The organism is Staphylococcus sp. GDY8P47P, from assembly GCF_016892225.1.
Lineage (GTDB): Bacteria > Bacillota > Bacilli > Staphylococcales > Staphylococcaceae > Staphylococcus > Staphylococcus borealis.
Map to the genome: position 1 here is coordinate 13,285 of NZ_JAFENV010000021.1, position 22,429 is coordinate 35,713.

Annotated in this window: 21 protein-coding genes; 17 read left to right on the plus strand and 4 right to left on the minus strand. The window is 33.3% G+C overall.

Going from position 1 to position 22,429, the window contains the following annotated elements:
* The first annotated feature begins 215 nt into the window (after positions 1-215).
* From JVV30_RS09330 to JVV30_RS09340, 3 genes are all read left to right on the plus strand, one after another.
* Complete coding sequence (locus JVV30_RS09330; RefSeq protein WP_053031506.1) at positions 216-1,589, plus strand: EVE domain-containing protein; 1,374 nt, start codon at positions 216-218, stop codon at positions 1,587-1,589.
* A gap of 298 nt (positions 1,590-1,887) precedes the next feature.
* Positions 1,888-2,283, plus strand: a complete 396-nt coding sequence (locus tag JVV30_RS09335) for a thiol-disulfide oxidoreductase DCC family protein (RefSeq protein ID WP_070855645.1) — start codon at positions 1,888-1,890, stop codon at positions 2,281-2,283.
* 243 nt (positions 2,284-2,526) lie between these two features.
* Complete coding sequence (locus JVV30_RS09340; protein ID WP_141763610.1) at positions 2,527-2,970, plus strand: Dps family protein; 444 nt, start codon at positions 2,527-2,529, stop codon at positions 2,968-2,970.
* Between the two features lie 734 nt (positions 2,971-3,704).
* On the opposite strand, the gene deoD is transcribed toward JVV30_RS09340, so the two are convergent.
* A complete protein-coding gene (gene deoD / locus JVV30_RS09345) occupies positions 3,705-4,415 on the minus strand; it encodes a purine-nucleoside phosphorylase (RefSeq protein WP_070855643.1) in 711 nt (236 codons plus the stop codon).
* A 166-nt stretch (positions 4,416-4,581) separates the two neighbouring features.
* On the opposite strand from deoD, the gene deoC reads away from it, so the two are divergent.
* The 4 genes from deoC to JVV30_RS09365 all read left to right on the plus strand — a co-directional run bounded on the left by deoC (position 4,582) and on the right by JVV30_RS09365 (position 8,156).
* Positions 4,582-5,244, plus strand: coding sequence for a deoxyribose-phosphate aldolase (gene deoC / locus JVV30_RS09350; RefSeq protein ID WP_070855642.1), 663 nt, complete (start codon positions 4,582-4,584; stop codon positions 5,242-5,244).
* A gap of 61 nt (positions 5,245-5,305) precedes the next feature.
* The gene (locus tag JVV30_RS09355) at positions 5,306-6,607 is read left to right on the plus strand and encodes a pyrimidine-nucleoside phosphorylase (protein ID WP_204194043.1); all 1,302 of its coding nucleotides are present in this window, start codon (positions 5,306-5,308) and stop codon (positions 6,605-6,607) included.
* A gap of 11 nt (positions 6,608-6,618) precedes the next feature.
* The gene (deoB, locus tag JVV30_RS09360) at positions 6,619-7,806 is read left to right on the plus strand and encodes a phosphopentomutase (RefSeq protein WP_053031116.1); all 1,188 of its coding nucleotides are present in this window, start codon (positions 6,619-6,621) and stop codon (positions 7,804-7,806) included.
* A complete protein-coding gene (locus JVV30_RS09365; RefSeq protein WP_107630311.1) occupies positions 7,806-8,156 on the plus strand; it encodes a DoxX family protein in 351 nt (116 codons plus the stop codon). The genes deoB and JVV30_RS09365 overlap by 1 nt, the downstream gene beginning before the upstream one ends.
* Positions 8,157-8,407: 251 nt before the next feature.
* Here JVV30_RS09365 and JVV30_RS09370 read toward each other — a convergent pair whose 3' ends face one another.
* Positions 8,408-8,878 carry an S-ribosylhomocysteine lyase gene (locus JVV30_RS09370; protein WP_053031120.1) on the minus strand — a complete coding sequence of 157 codons (471 nt, stop codon included), beginning with the start codon at positions 8,876-8,878 and terminating at the stop codon, positions 8,408-8,410.
* Positions 8,879-9,150: 272 nt separating this feature from the next.
* On the opposite strand from JVV30_RS09370, the gene JVV30_RS09375 reads away from it, so the two are divergent.
* The 3 genes from JVV30_RS09375 (at position 9,151) to JVV30_RS09385 (ending at position 12,436) form a co-directional block, all read left to right on the plus strand.
* Positions 9,151-10,335, plus strand: a complete 1,185-nt coding sequence (locus JVV30_RS09375; RefSeq protein WP_053031122.1) for a M20 family metallopeptidase — start codon at positions 9,151-9,153, stop codon at positions 10,333-10,335.
* Complete coding sequence (gene ldmS / locus JVV30_RS09380; RefSeq protein WP_070855638.1) at positions 10,332-11,522, plus strand: L-aspartate--L-methionine ligase LdmS; 1,191 nt, start codon at positions 10,332-10,334, stop codon at positions 11,520-11,522. The genes JVV30_RS09375 and ldmS overlap by 4 nt, the downstream gene beginning before the upstream one ends.
* Before the next feature lie 248 nt (positions 11,523-11,770).
* Positions 11,771-12,436 carry a DUF2750 domain-containing protein gene (locus JVV30_RS09385; RefSeq protein WP_053031126.1) on the plus strand — a complete coding sequence of 222 codons (666 nt, stop codon included), beginning with the start codon at positions 11,771-11,773 and terminating at the stop codon, positions 12,434-12,436.
* Positions 12,437-12,579: 143 nt separating this feature from the next.
* Here the strand turns inward: JVV30_RS09385 and coaW are convergent, their stop codons facing one another.
* Entirely contained in the window at positions 12,580-13,380 is an 801-nt protein-coding gene (coaW, locus tag JVV30_RS09390) for a type II pantothenate kinase (RefSeq protein ID WP_053031128.1), read from the minus strand.
* Positions 13,381-13,572: 192 nt separating this feature from the next.
* On the opposite strand from coaW, the gene JVV30_RS09395 reads away from it, so the two are divergent.
* The 3 genes from JVV30_RS09395 to JVV30_RS09405 all read left to right on the plus strand — a co-directional run bounded on the left by JVV30_RS09395 (position 13,573) and on the right by JVV30_RS09405 (position 16,889).
* Positions 13,573-14,433, plus strand: coding sequence for a GNAT family N-acetyltransferase (locus JVV30_RS09395; RefSeq protein WP_053031130.1), 861 nt, complete (start codon positions 13,573-13,575; stop codon positions 14,431-14,433).
* 113 nt (positions 14,434-14,546) lie between these two features.
* Entirely contained in the window at positions 14,547-15,065 is a 519-nt protein-coding gene (rpoE, locus tag JVV30_RS09400; RefSeq protein WP_204194045.1) for a DNA-directed RNA polymerase subunit delta, read from the plus strand.
* A 216-nt stretch (positions 15,066-15,281) separates the two neighbouring features.
* Complete coding sequence (locus JVV30_RS09405) at positions 15,282-16,889, plus strand: CTP synthase (protein WP_053031134.1); 1,608 nt, start codon at positions 15,282-15,284, stop codon at positions 16,887-16,889.
* Between the two features lie 74 nt (positions 16,890-16,963).
* Here the strand turns inward: JVV30_RS09405 and JVV30_RS09410 are convergent, their stop codons facing one another.
* On the minus strand, positions 16,964-17,485 hold the full coding sequence (locus JVV30_RS09410; protein ID WP_053031136.1) for a DUF2529 family protein: 522 nt from the start codon (positions 17,483-17,485) through the stop codon (positions 16,964-16,966).
* Positions 17,486-17,685: 200 nt separating this feature from the next.
* Here JVV30_RS09410 and fdaB point away from each other — a divergent pair, with 200 nt between their 5' ends.
* The 4 genes from fdaB (at position 17,686) to JVV30_RS09430 (ending at position 22,313) form a co-directional block, all read left to right on the plus strand.
* Complete coding sequence (gene fdaB, locus JVV30_RS09415; RefSeq protein WP_011275221.1) at positions 17,686-18,543, plus strand: class IIb fructose-bisphosphate aldolase FdaB; 858 nt, start codon at positions 17,686-17,688, stop codon at positions 18,541-18,543.
* Positions 18,544-18,828: 285 nt separating this feature from the next.
* Positions 18,829-20,100, plus strand: coding sequence for a UDP-N-acetylglucosamine 1-carboxyvinyltransferase (locus JVV30_RS09420; protein ID WP_053031138.1), 1,272 nt, complete (start codon positions 18,829-18,831; stop codon positions 20,098-20,100).
* 280 nt (positions 20,101-20,380) lie between these two features.
* The gene (locus JVV30_RS09425) at positions 20,381-20,716 is read left to right on the plus strand and encodes a winged helix-turn-helix transcriptional regulator (protein WP_053031140.1); all 336 of its coding nucleotides are present in this window, start codon (positions 20,381-20,383) and stop codon (positions 20,714-20,716) included.
* 169 nt (positions 20,717-20,885) lie between these two features.
* Entirely contained in the window at positions 20,886-22,313 is a 1,428-nt protein-coding gene (locus JVV30_RS09430; protein WP_070855636.1) for an aldehyde dehydrogenase family protein, read from the plus strand.
* The last annotated feature ends 116 nt before the right edge of the window (positions 22,314-22,429 follow it).

Here is a 22,429-nt window from a genome sequence, read left to right on the forward strand (position 1 = left end):
GGAAATATTTAGAATTAATTGGTCATTGATTCTGAATGTTTGCTCTATTTTTTTGCAACTTATTAAAATGTGATAGAATATAAAAAAAATTAAACATAAAATTACGTCGATATGTTAAGATTTAAAGCATAACTTAAGTAACTTTAAAAATTTAAATATTACAATAAATAGGGATACATATTGATTTATAAGAATACATTTAAAGGAGATCCACTATGGAAGAAGAAATAAATTACTTTTGGCTTAATTGTGGCTATACGAGATGGAATCATAACGAGCCTTTAGTAGGTCAAACAACTTTATTTGAATCTGGCGCCCAGTTTAATCCTACCCAAGGTTTTAGAGCTTTTAAAAAAGCCAAAACAGGTGATCAAGTTATATTTTATCAAGTCCAAACAGATACTGGATTACTTGGTATTGGTGAGATCATTAGCGTACAAACAGGCGCTCAAAATAAAATAAGAGTTGAATTTAAATTTAACGAATTATTAAAGCCTTTAACAACAGATTATTTAAAGCGTAGTGAGACACTCGATTTTCGCATGAACAACATGCGTGAAACATTAATTAATCAATTAACTAAAGAAGAATATGATTTAATTGTTTCATTAGGCAAAGGCGAAGAAAAACTTCCACGTTATTTCTTCCTATCTGAAACTGAGTCATTTGAGCCAGGTGAATATTATACGATTTATACACACACTTATAATGGCATCAAACGCAATGGCTATCATTTTTATAATCAATTAGAAGTGGGAGATAACCTTGTATTCTATAATAAATACGAGAATCAGTCAGTGGTAGGCATTGGAGAGGTATCTCGACATATTCATGAGAAACCACCGATTCCAGGTAGAACCAACAGTACAGCCATTGAAATATACTATGATAAACATATTACGCCTGTAACTTTAGGTGCATTGAACAAACATCCTAAGTTAAAAAATCTGTATTTCTTACAAGAAAATGCGAAGCAAGCTATCGCAAGCATGAGCCAAACACAGTATGATGCAATTATTGAAATGAGCAACAATGATGGCATCAAAACGCCTTTTGAAACGATTAAGAAAACAGAAATTGATACAGACCATCATGAAGAAGGTATTAAACCTTTCATATTATTAGTAGTAGAACAACGTGAAGAAGGATTGAAAGCAGCGAATAATTTACTACAAAAGACAAATGCTAACCCTGTGATTACGAGTGGGCATCCAGATTTTACGGAAGATATGTTGTATGGTAAGTATTTACCAAATGAAGCTGGTGCATTATATTATCGTGAAGGGTTTATTACACAATTGATGCCTAAAAATGATAAAAGTTACTTAGTCATTGATAACTTTAATAGAATTGACCCTGATATATTTCAAACATATATTAATGTACTTGAAGGGTATGAAGTGACATTACCTAGGTATAATAAAGAAGGACAAATGGTTAAGTGGTCAAGAGAAAAAGATTCATTCTACCATTTCAATCCAAACTGGCATATTATTGGCGTAACATATGATCGATTAGAGGATATTAAACGTAAATACTCAAAACAATTTCTTAAATATACAAGAATTGTTAAAGTAAATCATGAATAAATAAAATGGCTGGAATTCAGAGAACGCCAAGATTAACTATTTTCTATGTTAATAGAAGTTGGCTAATCTGAAACAGTTATCATAGTATGGTTATTTTAGTTCTAGTGAGTGGACAATGAATTCGAAAGGAATTCTAGTCCACTCTTTTTTATTTATTAGAAATAATATAGATGTAGTCGATTGACTGATTTACAACGGCGTCACAATAAAGTTAAACCTTATCTGTATCACTTTTAGTGTTTAACATAAGTCAAATCATGGAATATGAATACTAAGAAGTAATGGAAGGTGATAGAAGATGCCAATTATTTATTATGACGGTAATTGTGTGTATTGCTATAACTATTGTATTTGGTTAATACAACACGGACTTCCTAAAAGCTATGAATTTGCAACCTTAAAGAGTGAATCAGCGCATCATTTATTTGAACAGCATCCAGAAGCATTAAATAAAAACAGCGTTATATTACAACGTGGTCAACATTTAGAATTCAAATCTAATGCTATAGCGAGTCTTATACTTGCAACTACTGATTATAAGTGGTTAGGATGGTTGCTCAAAGTTACGCCACGTCCTATTAGAGATTGGGCTTATAATTTATTTGCTAATAATCGCAATAGAATGTGGAAGACACATTGGCACCAACCTAATGAATATGAAAAAACTTTCTTTATTGACGATAATCGAGATTAATTGATAATTTTTAATTTTAATTGATAATTTCATATACACTAATGATAATAAAATGATTTGAATGATAGTGCAAATTACTTTTCAAATGCAGATAAATGGCTTTTAATATACTATATAAAGGTTTTTGACTTACGCATAAAATCATCATAAAAAAGATGAACATATCTATTTACAGATTATAATAATTATAATATAATAATAATTGTAATAAAGAGAAAAAATAGTGATAAACAAGGAGAGAATATAATGAGTCAACAAGATGTAGTAAAAGAATTAAACCAACAAGTTGCGAACTGGACAGTAGCTTATACAAAATTACACAATTTCCATTGGTACGTTAAAGGTCCTAATTTCTTCTCATTACATGAGAAATTTGAAGAGTTATATAACGAAGCAAGTCAATATGTAGATGACTTAGCTGAACGTATTTTAGCAATTGGCGGTAATCCAGTTGGAACATTAAAAGAAAGCTTAGACATTTCAATCGTTGATGAAGCGGGTAAAAACTACTCAGCAGAACAAATGGTAGAAGCATTCTCAATAGATTTAACAAATATCTCAGAGCAATTAGTTAAATCTATTGAAGTAGCAGGAGAAGCTGGCGATGATGTATCAGAAGATATGTTCATCGGAATGAAAAATTCTGTTGATAAACACAATTGGATGTTCAAATCATATTTAGTTTAATCATAAGGGTGTTATTAAGCACATGACTCTCAATATCGTTCATTGAGATAAGACTTACAATGATCTTAGTAGAGTGAGTTGAGTCATGTTCTAATCATTAAATTTAAGGCACTTCGTTAATTTAGTTTGCTAGTACTTACTAAATGATACGAAAGTGCCTTATTTTTTTAAAGTATTTCAATGTAAAATTATATATAAATACAAAGTGTTTTGGCGAGACTCTTACGTTGATTATTAATGAACATAAGTGCTAGCGCACTTATGTAAGAAATTCTAGAGATGAATGACGAATGTTGTTGCGCGCGGGGCCCCAGCAAAGAGATTTTCAATATGAAAATTTACAAACAAAGCAAGCTGGGGTTGAGGAACTTAAGTGTTTACACACTTAAGTAAGTAGTTCTAATGATTAAAATCAAAGAACTACTTTAGAGCCTTTCCCACAGGAAAGCGTCGCAACTATAATGAGTGAATATTCATCTAAGAATTTCTTTAGAGGACTACAGGCTGAAGCTGTCCCATAATAAGGGCCCCAACACAGAGAAACTGAGTTAATCAGTTTCTACAAGCAAAGCACGTTGGGCAAGCGAGCCAACAATACGAAGTATTGTATATAAAGAAGCCAGTAAATGAATTTATAAAAAACTCATTTACTGGCATTTTTGCTAGGAATTATGTCCCAGCCTCATTTTGTTAGGGATTATTTCCTAACCTCGTTTATTGTTTATTAATTATTGTTATTCAGCAACTTCTAATGCAATTTCCATCATTTGCGTAAATGAGTTTTGTCTTTCTTCAGCTGTAGTTGCTTCATCTCTAAGAATATGGTCACTAACTGTAAAAATACCTAATGCTTTCTTACCAGCATTAATTGCATTTAAGTATAACCCTGCTGATTCCATTTCAATACCTAAAATTCCCATTTTTTTCCAATTGTCATTGAACGTTGCATCAGCATTATAGAATGTATCTGAAGATAACACATTTCCTACATGACTTACTGCGCCAATTTTATCAGCAATATTTTTAGCTTTAGTAATAAGTTCGAAATCAGCGATTGGGGCAAAGTGGCCAGGAATATTAAATTGGTCTACATAATTAGAGTTAGTAGATGCTGCTTGAGCAATAATCACATCATATAAATTAACATCTTCTTGTAAAGCACCACATGAACCAACACGAATAATAGTGTCAACATCAAAGAAATTATATAATTCATATGAATAAATACCAATACTTGGTATGCCCATTCCAGAGCCCATAACTGAAACTTCTTTACCTTTGTAAGTACCTGTATAACCGAACATATTTCTAACTTCGTTAAATTGTTCTACATTTTCTAAAAAGTTATCTGCAATATATTTTGCGCGTAATGGATCGCCAGGCATTAAAACCGTTTTAGCGATTTTCGCTCCATTTGGTTGAATGTGAGGTGTGCCATTTGTCATTAATATCTTCTCCTTATCATGATTGTTAAGATTAAGATAACATTTGTTTAACTTTTTTGCGAATTTTTGTACTATATACATGAGAGGGCTATATTAATATGAAAAGTTAATATTCTAATTTTAAGGAATATTGATTAAATTTAACAACATATTGGAGGAAACTACTATGAATTATGCAAAATTTATTGATCACACTTTATTGAAGCCGGAATCTACACGTCAACAAATTGATAAAATTATTGACGAAGCTAAAGCGTATGATTTCAAATCAATTTGTGTAAATCCTACACACGTTAAATATGCATCAGAAAAGTTAAATGGCTCAGATGTATTAGTTTGTACTGTGATTGGTTTTCCATTAGGAGCAAATACAACTGCTACTAAAATTTTTGAAACAGAAGATGCAATTAAAAATGGCGCATCTGAAATTGATATGGTTATCAATATAGGCGCACTTAAAGATGGAAGATATGAAGACGTTCAAAAAGATATTGAAGGCGTAGTTGGCGCAGCTAACGGAAAAACAGTGAAAGTTATTATTGAAACTATTCTTTTAACAGATGATGAAAAAGTGAAAGCAAGTGAATTAGCAAAAGCTGCTGGAGCAGATTTCGTTAAAACATCAACTGGCTTTGCTGGGGGAGGCGCTACACCAGAAGATGTGAAATTGATGAAAGACACTGTGGGAGACGCATTAGAGGTTAAAGCTTCAGGTGGCGTGCGTAATTTAGAAGATTTCAACAAAATGATTGACGCAGGCGCTACTCGTATAGGTGCGAGTGCTGGTGTTCAAATTATTCAAGGCTTAGAGTCAGATTCTGATTATTAATCATGCAATTGATGTAACAGCACACAGATATAACAGCTTATTTTGAGAGGGGTTCAGAATTATGAGAATGGTAGATATTATTGAAAAGAAACGCGATGGCAAATCATTATCTAAAGAGGAAATTGAATTCTTTATCAAAGGTTACACGGAAGGGGACATTCCTGATTATCAAGCTTCTAGTTTAGCGATGGCAATCTTTTTCCAAGATATGAATGAAGAAGAACGTGCAGCTTTAACTATGGCAATGGTTAATTCAGGTGATGTTATTGATTTATCAAAAATTAATGGTATTAAAGTAGATAAACACTCAACTGGTGGTGTTGGAGATACGACGACGCTAGTGTTGGCACCATTAGTAGCTGCAGTGGGAGTGCCAGTTGCTAAAATGAGTGGCCGTGGTTTAGGACATACGGGCGGTACGATTGATAAATTAGAATCTATTAATGGATTCCATGTTGAAATCTCTGAAGCGGAGTTCATTAAACTTGTTAATGAAGACCAAGTTGCAGTGATTGGACAAACAGGCAATTTAACACCTGCAGACAAGAAACTATACGCATTAAGAGATGTTACAGGAACAGTTAACTCTATTCCTCTAATCGCATCATCAATCATGAGTAAGAAAATTGCCGCGGGTGCTGATGCAATCGTCCTAGATGTTAAAACTGGAAATGGTGCATTCATGAAAACATTAGAAGACGCTGAGGCATTAGCACATGCTATGGTTAGCATAGGAAATAATGTTGGTAGAAATACAATGGCTATTATTTCAGATATGAGCCAACCACTTGGTCGTGCGATTGGGAATGCTTTAGAATTAAGAGAAGCGATTGATACATTAAATGGTCAAGGACCTGAAGATTTAACTGAACTAGTATTAACACTAGGTTCACAAATGGTCGTACTTGCTGAAAGAGCAAGTACACTTGAAGAGGCGCGTCAATTGCTCAATGAAGCCATTGAAAATGGTTCAGCATTAGATAAATTCAAAACATTTTTAGAAAATCAAGGTGGCGATGCTTCAGTTGTCGATTCACCGGAGTTATTACCGACTGCCCAATATCAAATTGATTATAAAGCAAAATCAAGTGGTGTAGTTTCAGAGCTTATTGCAAATGAAATTGGAGTTGCTTCAATGATGTTAGGTGCGGGAAGACAAACGAAAGAAGATGACATAGATTTAAGTGTTGGCATTGTGTTGAATAAGAAAGTAGGAGACAAAGTCAATGAAGGTGAGTCTTTATTAACGATTCACAGTAATCGTGAAAATGTTGATGATGTCATTAAGAAACTTGACGAAAGTATCGAAATTAAAGCACAAGCAAAAACACCAACATTAATTCATAAAATAATTACAGAGTAGGAGTGTTAAATATGACGACACCATTTAAAAGAGTGCATTTAATTGTCATGGATTCAGTAGGTATTGGTGAAGCACCTGATGCTGCTGCTTTTAATGATGAAGGGTCACACACATTAAAACACACGTTAGAAGGGTTTAACCAATCATTACCTAATTTAGAAAAATTAGGACTAGGTAATATTGAGGATTTACCAGTGGTCAATAAAGTTGAACAACCAGGTGCGTTTTATACTAAATTAAGTGAAGCTTCTGTCGGAAAAGATACGATGACAGGACATTGGGAAATTATGGGACTAAATATCATGCAACCATTTAAAGTTTATCCAAATGGATTTCCTGATGAATTAATTCAAGAGATTGAAGAAATGACAGGTCGAAAAGTTGTAGCAAATAAACCTGCTTCAGGTACTGCAATTATTGATGAATTAGGCGAACATCAAATGAAGACAGGGGATTTAATTGTTTATACTAGTGCAGACCCAGTACTTCAAATTGCTGCACATGAAGATATTATCCCACTTGAAGAATTGTATGATATTTGCGAAAAGGTGCGTGAATTAACTAAAGATCCTAAGTACTTAATTGGCCGTGTTATTGCACGCCCATATGTAGGTGAACCAGGAAACTTTACACGTACGTCTAATCGTCATGATTATGCGCTTAAACCATTTGGTAAAACAGTCATGAACACATTAAAAGATCATGACTATGATGTTATTGCAATTGGTAAAATTAATGACATTTATGACGGTGAAGGTGTAACAGAAGCAATAAGAACTAAAAATAATATGGATGGCATGGATCAACTGATTAATGTCGTTAAAAAGGACTTTAATGGTATCAGCTTCTTGAATTTAGTGGATTTTGATGCATTATATGGTCACCGCAGAGACAAAGACGGTTATGCACAAGCAATTAAAGATTTCGACGAACGCTTACCAGAATTAATTGATAATTTACAAGAAGATGATTTAGTTATTATTACGGCAGATCATGGTAATGATCCAATTGCAGAGGGTACTGACCATACTCGAGAATATATTCCAGTGCTAATGTTTAGCCCTAAAATAGATGCATACCATGAATTATCAGGAGATACTACATTTAGTTCAATTGGTGCAACAATAGCAGATAATTTCAATGTTGAATTACCTGAATTTGGTAAGAGCTATTTAAAAGAAATGGGAGTGGAACATTAATGAAAGTATTCCGTTATTTATTAGGTTTAGCTTTTGGAACAGCAGGTGTACTTCATTTTACACGTGAACGTTCATTTAGAAATATCGTTCCAGATTATTTACCATTACAAAAAACGGCTGTTTTAGTAACAGGTGTATTTGAGATTTTCTTCGGTATTATGTTGTTATTAAAACGTCCTGCTAATTGGTTAAAAAAAGGTATTAACCTATTCCTATTAGCTGTTTTGCCTGCAAATGTTTACATGGCACGTAAAGAATTACCTTTAGGTGATAAACAAGTGCCAAAATGGGCGCTATATTTAAGATTACCATTACAGTTTGTATTAATTGGATTAGTAAAAAAATTATAAAATAATCAGATCAGAGAGCGGGACAAAAATTAAAATAAATTTGTTGTTCCACCCTAGCTAGCTTAGTTCAGAGTTTTTCTTGATGAAAATCTCTTAGTTAGGGCTCTGACAGCAAAGATGACGAGGTTTGAAAAAATGCTTGATTGAAACGCATTTTCAAATCAGTCAACTACAGCTAAAAGATAAAGAGGCTGAGACAAAATAAAATGTCTCAGCCTCTTTTTAAATATTCACTTTATGAACGGGTAATGTTATTTACCTTCACCATATATATCAGACCATTCATTACGTTTATCAAGAAATGCTTGCGCGATTTCTTTTGCACCTTCAAGTGAATGGCTTGCAGCCCAGCCGCATTGAACTTCGTTACAAGCAGGAACTTCAGTAGCATTTAACACATCATTTAATGTTTTTTCAATGATATTTAATACATCTTCATAATCATCATGATTAATAAATGACACATAAAAACCAGTTTGACAACCCATTGGACTTAAATCTACAACTTTATCAGTATGATTTCTAATGTTTTCAGCCATTAAATGTTCGAGTGAGTGTAACCCTGGCATTTCCATATGTTCTTTATTAGGTTGTTTGAAACGAATATCGTATTTTTTAATCACATCACCATTCAAACCTTCCATTGTACCAGCTAAACGCACGAAAGGTGCTACAACCTTAGTATGATCTAAATTAAAACTTTCAACGTTCATTTTAGTCATCATAAATCCTCCTATAAGCAATAAATTTAATTATTAAGTTAACGATTTGATTGTATCAATAGTTAAAGCTATTTACAATTTTCAAAATTATAGTCCTGATAGGGGACATGAGATTGAATGAATTGTGAGAAAATTTTGTAAATACATGGAAATTTAATGACAACCATCTTTAAATCCGATAAAATAGGTAATAATTAACTGATGATAAGAAATATAAACGATTGAAGATAGTAGCAAAAACGATTGTCGTAAAAATAAGGGAGTTATGATTTATGAGTAATAAACAAGAAATTTTAGATTATATAGAGAATAATAAATATGATTATGTTGAAATTAGTCATCGAATACATGAACGCCCTGAATTAGGTAATGAGGAGATTTTTGCCTCTAGAACACTCATTGATAAATTGAAAGATAATGACTTTGAAATAGAAACGGATATTGCTGGTCATGCTACAGGTTTTATAGCCACTTATGATTCTGGGCAAGAAGGTCCTACGATTGGCTATTTAGCAGAATATGATGCACTGCCGGGATTAGGTCACGCCTGTGGCCATAACATTATTGGGACTGCTAGCGTACTTGCAGGTTCAGCATTAAAACAAGTGATAAACCGCATTGGGGGAAAGGTTGTTGTGCTTGGTTGTCCAGCTGAAGAAGGTGGCGAGAATGGAAGTGCCAAAGCGTCATATGTTAAAGCTGGCATTATTGATGATATCGACATCGCTTTAATGATTCACCCTGGGAATGAAACCTATCCAACTATTGATACGCTCGCTGTAGATGTCTTAGATATAAAATTCTATGGCAAGAGTGCACATGCTTCAGAAAATGCTGATGAAGCTTTAAATGCACTTGATGCGATGATTTCATATTTTAATGGTGTAGCACAATTAAGACAACACATTAAAAAAAGTCAACGCGTACATGGCGTTATTTTAGATGGTGGCAAAGCAGCTAATATTATTCCGGACTATACACATGCCCGATTCTATACACGTGCAACAACACGTAAAGAATTAGATGTTTTAACTGAAAAGGTCAATCAAATTGCGAGAGGCGCAGCGATTCAAACAGGTTGTGATTATGAATTTGGACCGATACAGAATGGTGTAAATGAATTTATAAAGACGCCTAAATTAGACGCGTTATTTGAGAAATATGCAAATGAAGTAGGTGAAGATGTCAGTCATGACGATTTTGGTTTTGGATCGACAGATACGGGTAATGTCAGTCATATAGTACCTACGATTCACCCTCATGTGAAAATAGGCTCTAGAAATTTAGTTGGTCATACACATAGATTTAGAGAGGCTGCAGCGAGTGTGCACGGTGATCAAGCGTTAATTCATGGTGCTAAAATCATAGCATTAATGGGATTAGAATTAATTGAAAATAAGAGAATGTTTGATGACGTAGTTCAACAGCACTCTCAAATAAAGGGGCAGTCTAGATGACAAAGAACGAAAATGAACTAAAATTAACTTTAAGTGATTTATATAATGACAATGTTGTGTATAACTCAAGACCATCATATGTTTCAAACCCTTGGCTAAAACCTGAGGAACATCAATCGAATTTCTTAACGGGTCGAGAAATGCTTATTGCAGATTCTATGCCGATGATTGTACATGAAGCAAGCATTACTGATAAATTAGTTCAATTATTTGCACTAGTCGGAAAAAAAGTTCCAACACATACGTATCAATTTAAAAATCGTGAAACATATGAAGCATTGTTAAATCGAATTGTTCACGAAGAAGGTAAAACAATTTATTTTCAATATATTCATAGTGATGACGTTGTACCAGATGATTGCTACGCTGTTCATAAAGAAACATTTGTAGCATTAAACAATAAAGCACGTATACCAGAGTGGACGAATCATAAATTTTTGCCAGAGCGTGAAATTGTATCTATTAATGATTTCAAAGCGCGTATTAAAGAATGGGCGTTTCCATTTGTTATTAAACCTGGAGATGATTTGCCAACAGCAGGTGGATATGGTGTTATGATTTGCTATGATGAAGCGGATTTGGCTAAAGCCACACAACGTATCCTAGAAGCTAGTGATGCGACAGATAACCTAATTATTGAACAGAAAATTGAAGCGGTTAAGAACTATTGTGTGCAATTCGCTTATTCTGAAGATATTGGTGTGACCTATTTAGGTACAGCACATCAAATTACAGATAAATATGGATTTTATGCAGGTAATGAAAATGTTCATAATGTTCCACAACAAATAATTGATGCCGGTCGAGAAATAATGGAAAATGGTGTGAAACTCGGTTTCTTTGGTGTAGCTGGTTTCGATTTACTCCTAGATAAGAATGACGACGTTTTTGCAATCGATTTAAACTTTAGACAAAATGGCTCTACAAGCATGCTATTATTACAAGAGGAACTGAATTCGACATATCAAAAATTTTATAGCTACTTCTCTAATGGTGATAATGAGCATTTCTTTAATACTATTTTAAAATATGTTAAACAAGGCGTGTTGTACCCATTGTCTTATTACGATGGAGATTGGTTTGGAAAAAACAAAGTTAATTCTCGCTTTGGTTGTATTTGGAGAGGCGAATCAAAGGAATCTATTGAGAAGATTGAACAATCTTTTTTAGCTGATCTAGAAAAGTAATCATTTATTAAATATGCAATCGTAAGTCGACAAGAAGTGTATTATTTAAATGAATATGAGTTATGAACTAGAGTTGAGTAGGCAAGCATATTAGCCTTTTCTCAACTCTAGTTTTATTTTAGATTCAAAACAAGTATGTTTTAAAAGTGCTATCTTAATATCATCATTTTCGATACAGATATTTGACGGCTTAAGTATTGTCATTTACTATTTTAATTGTTACCAAAATAGAAATGGAGGGTTACGCATTGTCTTACAAGAATGAGACTTATTTTAAAGATGTGCTGATTAATGAAACGTTTTATGTTGCTAGCCAAAATAAAAAATTAATCAGAATAAATAGTAATGATCAAAATCATGTCGGTGTTTGGACTCAAGAAGGACAAGCAGAAGCGTATTTAAAGCATTCAGCAATAGACTACGATCGCGTATTAACAATTGATGTGGATACATTCGTTACCTATGAATTGGATGACTTATTTGATGAAAATGATCAAGTTGTTATTAATCAAACAGCTGAAACAGAAGGACAGATTGTTAACGTTGTACAAATGACTGACGAATTAATGTCGGAATTGGATAAAATTCGCATTAAAGAATTTGTGAGAGATGTAGCCAAAGAAGATCAAGTATTCGGCTTAACGAAACAAGGTGAAAGTCACTTCATATTAATTAGTGATGATAAAGAAGAAAAACCTCAAATTATGCCTGTTTGGAGTTTAAAAAATAGAGCGCTTAAAGTTCGAGATGAAGACTTTGAAGAGTGTGAGTTAATCGAAATTGAAGGCAGCGTATTTAGTGATTGGTTAGATAAATTACGTGATAATAATCAAGCTGTTGCCATCGATTTAAAACCTGGTGTAGTTGGAACTGTTGTTTCAGCTCAAAAATTATCAAACGAATTAACGTTTTAATTTGAATTATGTAGTCATTCGTTACTTTTAGTCTTTATATATATTTAGGTATTACATAATTGATTAATTAAATAAAAAGGAAGCCCTTAATCACATTTGAATGAGGTGATTAAGGGCTTTTTTAGAAAATAATTACAAAACTATTAACTTAAATAGATAGCGCCAAGCGCACCTGAAAAGGCACCGTTTTCAATATAAAATGGTTTGAACCCACGTAGTACCGTATAATCTTCAATAACCTCGCGCAAAAGAGGATTGTTGTTAAAAGAAGACCCGATATATACAACATTTTCAGTTTTATTTTCACGAGCAACAGTGATTGCCATAGTCGTTATAACTTCTCCAACAATACCAACGACTGATGCTAATTTGTTGGCTGGTGAAAATTCTACGTCTAAATTATGTAAGACATTTCCGAAATTAGCTGCTGTTAATTCACCAGGAATAGGAGGCTCAGTATCTTTATAAATATGTTTAACCTTAAGGTCTATCGTATCTCTATCACCAGATTGTGCTAAATTAGTTAGTGCTTCGTAATCTGTAATTTGAGACAATAAATAACCCAGTCCTTGAATCATGCCACCACCAGTACCTACACCGCCAACTCGGTGCTGTTGTTGACCATCAAAAAAGTGTAATGACGTGCCTGTACCGACATTAGCGAAAATATATTCGTTAATATGGTGACCTTGTTCTTTTAGAAGCATACCTAAACCTTTAGATGATGCATCAAATTCAACAAATATTTTAGCTTCTGTATTTAAATTTTCAGCGATTACACCTGCATTACCACCCGTAAGACTGATGGATTCGAACGTATTTGCATTCAACCATGCAATGACTTCAGATATATTTGTAGTAAGTTCGGTTTCATATGAACGTCCTTGTTGTGATTCTTGGACGATTTTAATTAACGTACCACCGGCATCGATACCGACTTTCATTCTAGTTCACCTCGTGATTTTATATGTCATATTTATAGTAAAGCAAATTTGCTGAATTTCAATAGATTAATTTTAAAAAGGTAAAAATTTAAAATAATTGTATCTAACTTAAGTGGATTTTATTTTGATAAGTGTAAAAAAACAATTATAATATAAGTTGATAAATTATTAGAGGCATAGGGGTTAGTGGTTATGACTATAAAGAAACAATTTGAAAATATAACAATTCAAGAGTTTGAAGAAAAATATAGACAAGATGTAGTTAACTTTGAATTAAGCGAGCGACAACAAATATACTCTTCTTTACCGAAAACAGTATTAGACGATGCACTTACAGATGAGAATAGAGTGGCTAACATTGCTATTAATGAAGATGGAGATGTTGTTGGTTTCTTTGTATTACATCAATATTATCAACATGAAGGATACGATACGCCAGAGAACGTCGTTTATGTAAGATCATTATCAATCAATGAGCAATTTCAAGGGAATGGTTATGGAACGACAATGATGATGTACTTACCTCAATATGTACAGATGTTGTTTCCTGATTTTAATCATTTGTATCTAGTTGTTGATGCAGAGAACAAAGGGGCGTGGAATGTATATGAACGTGCTGGTTTCATGCATACGGCTACGAAAGAAGAGGGGCCAATTGGTAAAGAACGTTTATACTACTTAGATTTAGATTCTAAACACGTTTCTTCATTACGATTAACTGAAAACGAAACGTCAAGTATAGCGACATATAATATCGTTGATTTACTTAAAGATAACCAAAAAGTTGGCTTTATTGCACTTGAACAAATGAATAATCGAATTAATATTGTTGCCATTGAAGTTTATAAAGATCAACGTAAAGAAGGCATTGCAGAAAGTGCATTAAGACAAATACCAACATATGTACGTAAGCATTTTAAACAAGCTAAAACGATTGTTATTACATTGTTTGGTGAAAATAATGAATTAAAACCATTGTGTATGAATAGTGGTTTTGTCGAGATTGATCAATCAGATGATTTAGTTATTTTCGAGAAATATATCAATTACTAAGTGAATCGTAATTGCGAAATCGTGTATTGTCATTTATAATTTATTTTTGTTACTATTAATTAATGAAATCCAACGATATAATTAAAAATTCTTCGAAAGGAAGATTAGCTATAATGAAAATCCAAGATTATACTAAAGAAATGGTTGATGAAAAGTCATTTATTGATATGGCTTATACGTTATTAAATGATAAAGGTACTACAATGAATTTGTACGATATCATTGATGAATTCAAAAAATTAGGTGACTATGAATTTGATGAAATTGAAAATCGTGTAGTTCAATTCTATACCGATTTAAATACTGACGGACGTTTCTTAAACGTTGGCGAAAATCAATGGGGATTACGTGATTGGTATTCTGTAGATGATATCGAAGAAAAAATTGCTCCAACAATTCAAAAATTCGATATTCTTGATGACGAAGATGAAGAAGATAAGAATCTTAAGTTATTGGGTGACGATGAAATGGATGACGATGATGATATTCCAGCCCAAACAGATGATCAAGAAACATTAGATGATCCTGAAGATGAACAAGTTGAAGATGAAATTAGTGAATCAGATTTAGTAATTGAAGATGACGAAGAGGATGAACTCGACGAAGAAGACGAGGAAGAATTCGAAGACTAAGAAGATTTTAAAACTAAATGCTAGTTTTGATTGACTTTTACTTAAAAGATGATAGAATTTTATTCGGGCTCCTTTAATTAGGACACGTGTATAAATGATATACGCTCCCCTTACAGATATGTGAGAGGGAGCGATTTTTTTATTTTTTCAAAAGTGATTATTTAAAATGAACAAATAGGTAAGGAAGCATCCCTTTATAAATTAGGAGGTCAGGAAATGACAAAATTTATTTTTGTAACGGGCGGAGTAGTATCATCATTAGGAAAAGGTATCACAGCCGCTTCTCTAGGAAGATTATTAAAAGATAGAGGCTTAAAAGTCACAATTCAAAAATTCGATCCATATTTAAACGTTGATCCAGGAACGATGAGTCCATATCAACATGGAGAAGTATTTGTTACAGATGATGGTGCTGAAACTGACTTAGATTTAGGACATTATGAGCGTTTTATCGATATTAATTTAAATAAATATTCAAACGTTACTGCTGGGAAAGTTTATTCTCATGTACTTAAAAAAGAACGTCGTGGAGATTATTTAGGTGGAACTGTACAAGTTATTCCACACATTACTAATGAAATTAAAGAACGTTTATTACTTGCAGGGGAAAGTACCAATGCTGATGTAGTTATCACTGAAATTGGTGGTACAACTGGTGACATTGAATCGCTACCATTTATCGAAGCGATTAGACAAATTAGAAGCGATTTAGGTCGTGAAAATGTGATGTATGTACATTGTACGTTACTTCCATACATCAAAGCTGCCGGTGAAATGAAGACGAAACCAACGCAACACAGTGTTAAAGAATTACGTGGTTTAGGTATTCAACCGGATTTAATTGTAGTACGTACTGAATATGAAATGACTCAAGATTTAAAAGATAAAATTGCGTTATTCTGTGACATTAATAAAGAAAGTGTTATCGAATGTAGAGATGCATCATCACTATATGAAATTCCATTACAATTAAGTGCACAAGATATGGACGATATCGTTATTAAGCGATTAGATTTAGATGCTAAATACGATACTCAGTTAGACGAATGGCAATATTTATTAGATACTGTAAATTCGCTAGACGGTACAATTACGATTGGTTTAGTTGGTAAATACGTAAGCTTACAAGATGCGTACTTATCAGTAGTGGAATCATTGAAGCATGCTGGCTATCCATTGAAAAAAGATGTCGTTGTTAAATGGATCGATTCAGGAGAAGTTAATGACGATAATGTTGAAGACTACTTAAAAGATGTAGATGGTATTCTAGTGCCAGGTGGTTTTGGATTTAGAGCAAGTGAAGGTAAAATTGCAGCCATTAAATATGCGCGTGAAAACAATGTGCCATACTTTGGTATTTGTTTGGGTATGCAATTGGCAACTGTTGAATTTGCACGTAATGTACTTGGGTTAGATGGTGCACATTCAGCTGAACTTGATCCAAGCACACCTTATCCAATCATTGATTTACTACCTGAACAGAAAGATATTGAAGATTTAGGTGGTACGTTACGCTTAGGATTATACCCATGTAAAATTAAAGAAGGTACATTAGCGCATCAAATTTATGATGCAATCAACATTGAAGAGAGACACCGTCATCGATATGAATTTAATAACGAATTCAGAGAACAATTAGAAGCGAATGGTATGGTATTCTCTGGAACTAGTCCGGATGGACGTCTAGTTGAAATGGTTGAAATTCCTGAGAATGATTTCTACATTGCTTGTCAATTCCATCCTGAATTCTTATCAAGACCTAATAGACCTCAACCAATATTTAAAGCGTTTGTTGAAGCAGCAAACAACTATCAAAATAAATAATATATTAAGACAACCCTTACATTGCTTTATTAGCATATAAGGGTTGTTTTTTATTTAATGTTTAGTTATTACTATTACAATTCTAAATCTCGTGTCATTTCAACCATTTGAGTGTAAATTTCATAGTAAATATAATTAAATGCCATTGTATGTGGTTGAACCACTTTATCATAATCTTCTGTGTAGACGATAGGTCGTGGTGTAGCGAGGTTAATAAAATGAATAAACTGTTCTGGTATTTCAACATCTTTAGGACGGTTACAAATTAAGACAACATCAATATCTTTATCGACGAATGTTTGTACATCCTGAGCGACTTCTTCAGTATAAAATGGTGAAAAGAGTAACACACGATCTGTAGAATCAATATCGTCAACCGTTGTTAATGTTGATAATGGTTTACTAGATTGAAGATGTTCTTCACTTTCAAGAATAAAGGGTTCGAAAAATTTTAAATCACCATAACCGCGTATATATACATACCCCTCACCACCGATTGCTTGTATTAGACATTGAGCGGCCATTTGAATGTCTAATGCTTGATCTTCTAAACGATTGAATATACCTGTTAATTGTGTATGTAATATTTTAGACATGTAAATCCTCCATTTCATTTTGTATTGTAAATAAACGCAAACGTAAGTGCAATAAAACTAGTTATGATAGCTAATCTGAATGACGTAATGCGTGTCAGATAAGATTATTTTAAAATGAGCATACATTCACATGCAATTCAAAATAATATCTGATATAATGATTTTAAAAATTGTGCAGTTGCACACAAGGAGGAACTTTCATGCCATTAGTTTCAATGAAAGAAATGTTAATCGACGCGAAAGAAAATGGTTATGCAGTTGGTCAATACAACTTAAATAACCTTGAATTTACACAAGCAATTTTAGAAGCTTCTCAAGAAGAGAATGCACCAGTTATCTTAGGTGTTTCAGAAGGTGCTGCACGTTACATGAGCGGTTTCTATACAGTAGTTAAAATGGTTGAAGGTTTAATTCATGACTTAAACATTACTGTACCAGTAGCTATCCACTTAGACCATGGTTCAAGTTTTGAAAAATGTAAAGAAGCAATTGATGCTGGATTCACTTCAGTAATGATCGATGCTTCTCATAGCCCATTTGAAGAAAATATTGAAATCACATCTAAAGTAGTAGAATATGCACATCAACATGGTGTATCAGTTGAAGCTGAATTAGGAACTGTTGGTGGACAAGAAGATGACGTTGTTGGTGGCATCATCTATGCTGACCCTAAAGAATGTCAAGAATTAGTTGAAAGAACAGGTATTGATACGTTAGCACCAGCATTAGGTTCAGTTCACGGACCTTACAAAGGTGAACCTAAATTAGGATTTAAAGAAATGGAAGAAATCGGTGCATCAACTGGTTTACCATTAGTACTACATGGTGGTACTGGTATCCCAACGAAAGACATTCAAAAAGCAATTCCTTACGGTACTGCTAAAATTAATGTAAACACTGAAAACCAAATTGCTTCAGCTAAAGCAGTAAGAGAAGTATTAAATAATGATCAAGACGTATATGATCCACGTAAATACTTAGGACCAGCTCGTGAAGCAATTAAAGAAACGGTTAAAGGTAAAATTAGAGAATTTGGTACATCTAACCGCGCTAAATAAGTTTTAAAATAATTGAAGATGTTATTTAAAAGAGTGAAACGTTTCATCGTTTCACTCTTTTTCTTTTATAATATAAGTAATCACATTTAATTATTTTTCAAAAATGATTTATAATATTTGTATATATAATACTTGAGATGGTTTTATAAAGTTTGAATCAATAATTTTTACTATTGCAATTATCTTTAATTCATAATAATTTATGTTTTACAAATAAAGAATGTATATTTTATAATGCTACTAATGTATTATTTTAAATAAATGAGAAACAAAGGAGATAAACTTATGACTCAAGAGGTAATAAAAATTCGCGGTGGTCAAACACTAAAGGGAGAAGTTACGATAAGCGGTGCCAAAAATAGCGCAGTAGCTATCATCCCAGCAACATTATTAGCTCAAGGCCAAGTGAAATTAGATGGCTTACCACAAATTTCCGATGTAGAAACACTAGTTAGTTTATTGGAAGATTTAAACATTAAGGCTCAATTAAATGGTAAAACGCTAGAAGTTGATACTTCTGAAATTCAAAATGCACCACTGCCTAACAATAAGGTTGAATCTCTTCGAGCATCTTACTATATGATGGGAGCGATGTTGGGTCGCTTTAAAAAATGCGTTATCGGCTTACCTGGTGGTTGTCCATTAGGACCACGTCCGATTGATCAACATATTAAAGGGTTCAAAGCATTAGGAGCAGAAATCGATGAATCCAATGACACGTCAATGAAGATTGAAGCTAAAGAATTACATGGTGCTAACATCTTCTTAGATATGGTCAGTGTAGGTGCAACGATTAATATTATGTTAGCTGCTGTACATGCGAAAGGTCAGACAGTTATTGAGAATGCTGCCAAAGAACCTGAAGTTGTAGATGTAGCTAATTTCTTAAATAGTCTTGGTGCAAATATTAAAGGTGCAGGTACAAGTACGCTAAAAATTAATGGTGTTAAAGACTTGCATGGTTCTGAATATCAAATTATTCCTGACCGTATTGAAGCGGGTACATATATGTGTATCGCAGCTGCAGTTGGAGAAGAAATAACGATTAATAATATCGTTCCTAAACACGTTGAAGCTTTAACGGTTAAGTTAAAAGAACTAGGCGTAGATATTGAAATCGATGGAGATGCTGAAAAAGCTATCATTAAACGCAAACCTATGTACAAAAATGTAGACATTAAAACTTTAGTATATCCTGGTTTTGCAACAGATTTACAGCAGCCAATAACGCCATTATTATTTATGGCAGATGGTCCTTCGTTTGTTACAGAAACGATATATCCTGCGCGTTTTAGACATGTCGATGAGTTAAAGCATATGGGTGCCAATATCGATGCAGACATGCAAACAGGAACAGCGACAATTAAGCCTTCAACATTAAATGGTGCTGACGTATATGCGAGTGATTTACGTGCTGGTGCATGCCTAATTATTGCGGGTCTATTAGCTGAAGGTATAACTACAATTTATAATGTTAGACATATTTATAGAGGTTATACTGATATCGTTACACATTTGAAAACGCTGGGCGCAGATATTTGGACGGAAGAAGTTTAATCACTACGATAAATTTAAGAAACAAGTCAAAGTCTTAATATAATGTCTTTTTGATTTGATATTTAGCTTTGAATGATTCAGATGCATTTGTTTGATGATTTCAATTGATCTATGATTGATAGTTTTAGACGTTGTATTAGGGCTTGTTTTTCTGGTATAATAATTATATTAGATACTAATATGTTGTAGACTTATAACCATTACTGGAACTAATGTAATGTATTTATAAGTGATTTTTAGTACCTACAATCTAAAGATGTTTTGAATAGAGGTGAAGACATTGGAAATCTGTCCATATCTTGAAGAAACCTTTAAAATTGTTGGTAGAAGTTGGAACGGTTTAATCATTAATTATCTATCACGATGCACTGATTATACTGCGCACTTTTCCGATATGAAAAGGGATTTGAAGACCATTACACCACGTGCATTAAGTATTAAATTAACTGACTTAGGTGAATGGGGATTAGTAGAAAAGAAAGTAGTTTCAACTAGTCCAGTTTCAATCATTTATGAATTGACTGATAAAGGTAAAGCTTTAGCCGAAGCTTTGAAACCAATTGAAGCGTGGGCTCGTGAACACGTTACACTTGAAGAAGAAGTTAAATCTAAATAATAGAGTTAAGCGTTTTGTACTATACAAGGAATGAATCTAACAGTTGAGGTTAGTCATTTTATATATAGGTGCAAAACGCTTTTATTATGCTGTACTGACATGGTATGTTTAATTCTCGTTAAAAAAAGGTACACACATGATATAACGATTCTTAAGGAGTGAAGCATTGATGAGAAATTATACGCAACAATATATCAATGGCGAATGGGTTGATAGCGATAGTAATGAAACAATTGAAGTAATTAATCCAGCAACAGAAGAAGTCATTGGTAAGGTAGCTAAAGGTAATGCTAACGACGTAGACAAAGCAGTAGAAGCTGCAAATAACGTATATTTAGAATTTCGTCATAGCTCAGTAAAAGAAAGAAAAGAACTATTAGATAAAATTGTAGAAGAATATAAAAATAGAAAACAAGACATTATAGAAGCCATTACAGATGAACTTGGTGCACCACTCACATTATCTGAAAATGTGCATTATCAAATGGGATTAGATCATTTCCAAGAAGCTAGCAGAGCGTTAGATTCATTTGAATTTGATGAAAGACGTGGCGATGCATTAGTAACTAAAGAAGCGATAGGTGTTTCAGGATTAGTGACACCATGGAACTTCCCAACTAATCAAACGTCATTGAAATTAGCCGCTGCATTTGCAGCAGGAAGTCCTGTAGTTCTAAAACCTTCTGAAGAAACACCATTTGCAGCCGTTATTTTAGCTGAAATTTTTGATAAAGTAGGCGTGCCTAAAGGTGTATTCAATCTAGTAAACGGTGACGGTGAAGGTGTCGGTAATCCTCTAAGTGAACATCCTAAAGTCAGAATGATGTCATTTACTGGTTCAGGTCGTACAGGCTCTAAAATTATGGAAAAGGCTTCTAAAGATTTCAAGAAAGTATCACTTGAATTAGGTGGTAAATCACCATATATCGTTTTAGATGATGTTGATGTTAAGGAAGCTGCAAAAGCGACTACAGGCAAAGTAGTTAATAATACAGGTCAAGTTTGTACTGCTGGTACACGTATTTTGATACCAGAAAGTAAAAAAGAAGATTTCTTAACCGCACTAAAAGAAGAATTTAGTAAAGTTAAAGTTGGCGATCCACGTGAAGAAGGCACTCAAGTCGGTCCAATTATTAGTAAAAAACAATTTGATACAGTTCAATCTTATATTGATAAAGGGATTGAAGAAGGCGCCGAATTATTCTATGGTGGTCCTGGTAAACCAGAAGGATTAAATAAAGGTTACTTTGCAAGACCAACTATTTTCATTAATGTTGATAACGATATGACCATTGCGCAAGAAGAAATCTTTGGTCCAGTTGCCTCTGTTATCACTTATAATGACTTAGATGAAGCAATTAAAATTGCGAATGATACAAAATATGGATTAGCAGGTTACGTAATTGGTAAAGATAAAGAAACACTTCAAAAAGTAGCACGCTCAATTGAAGCTGGACGAATTGAAATCAATGAGGCTGGCAATCAACCTGATTTACCGTTTGGCGGTTACAAACAATCTGGTATCGGCCGTGAGTGGGGCGATTACGGAATTGAAGAATTCTTAGAAGTGAAATCAATTGCCGGCTATTTCAGTTAATTTTAAAAATTAATTAATTTGTCATTTATAACAGTTCATGGGATATTTTTAGTTCCATGAGCTGTTTTATTTTTGGAAATTTAATAAAATCGTTTTGTATTTAAATTGAAAATTTG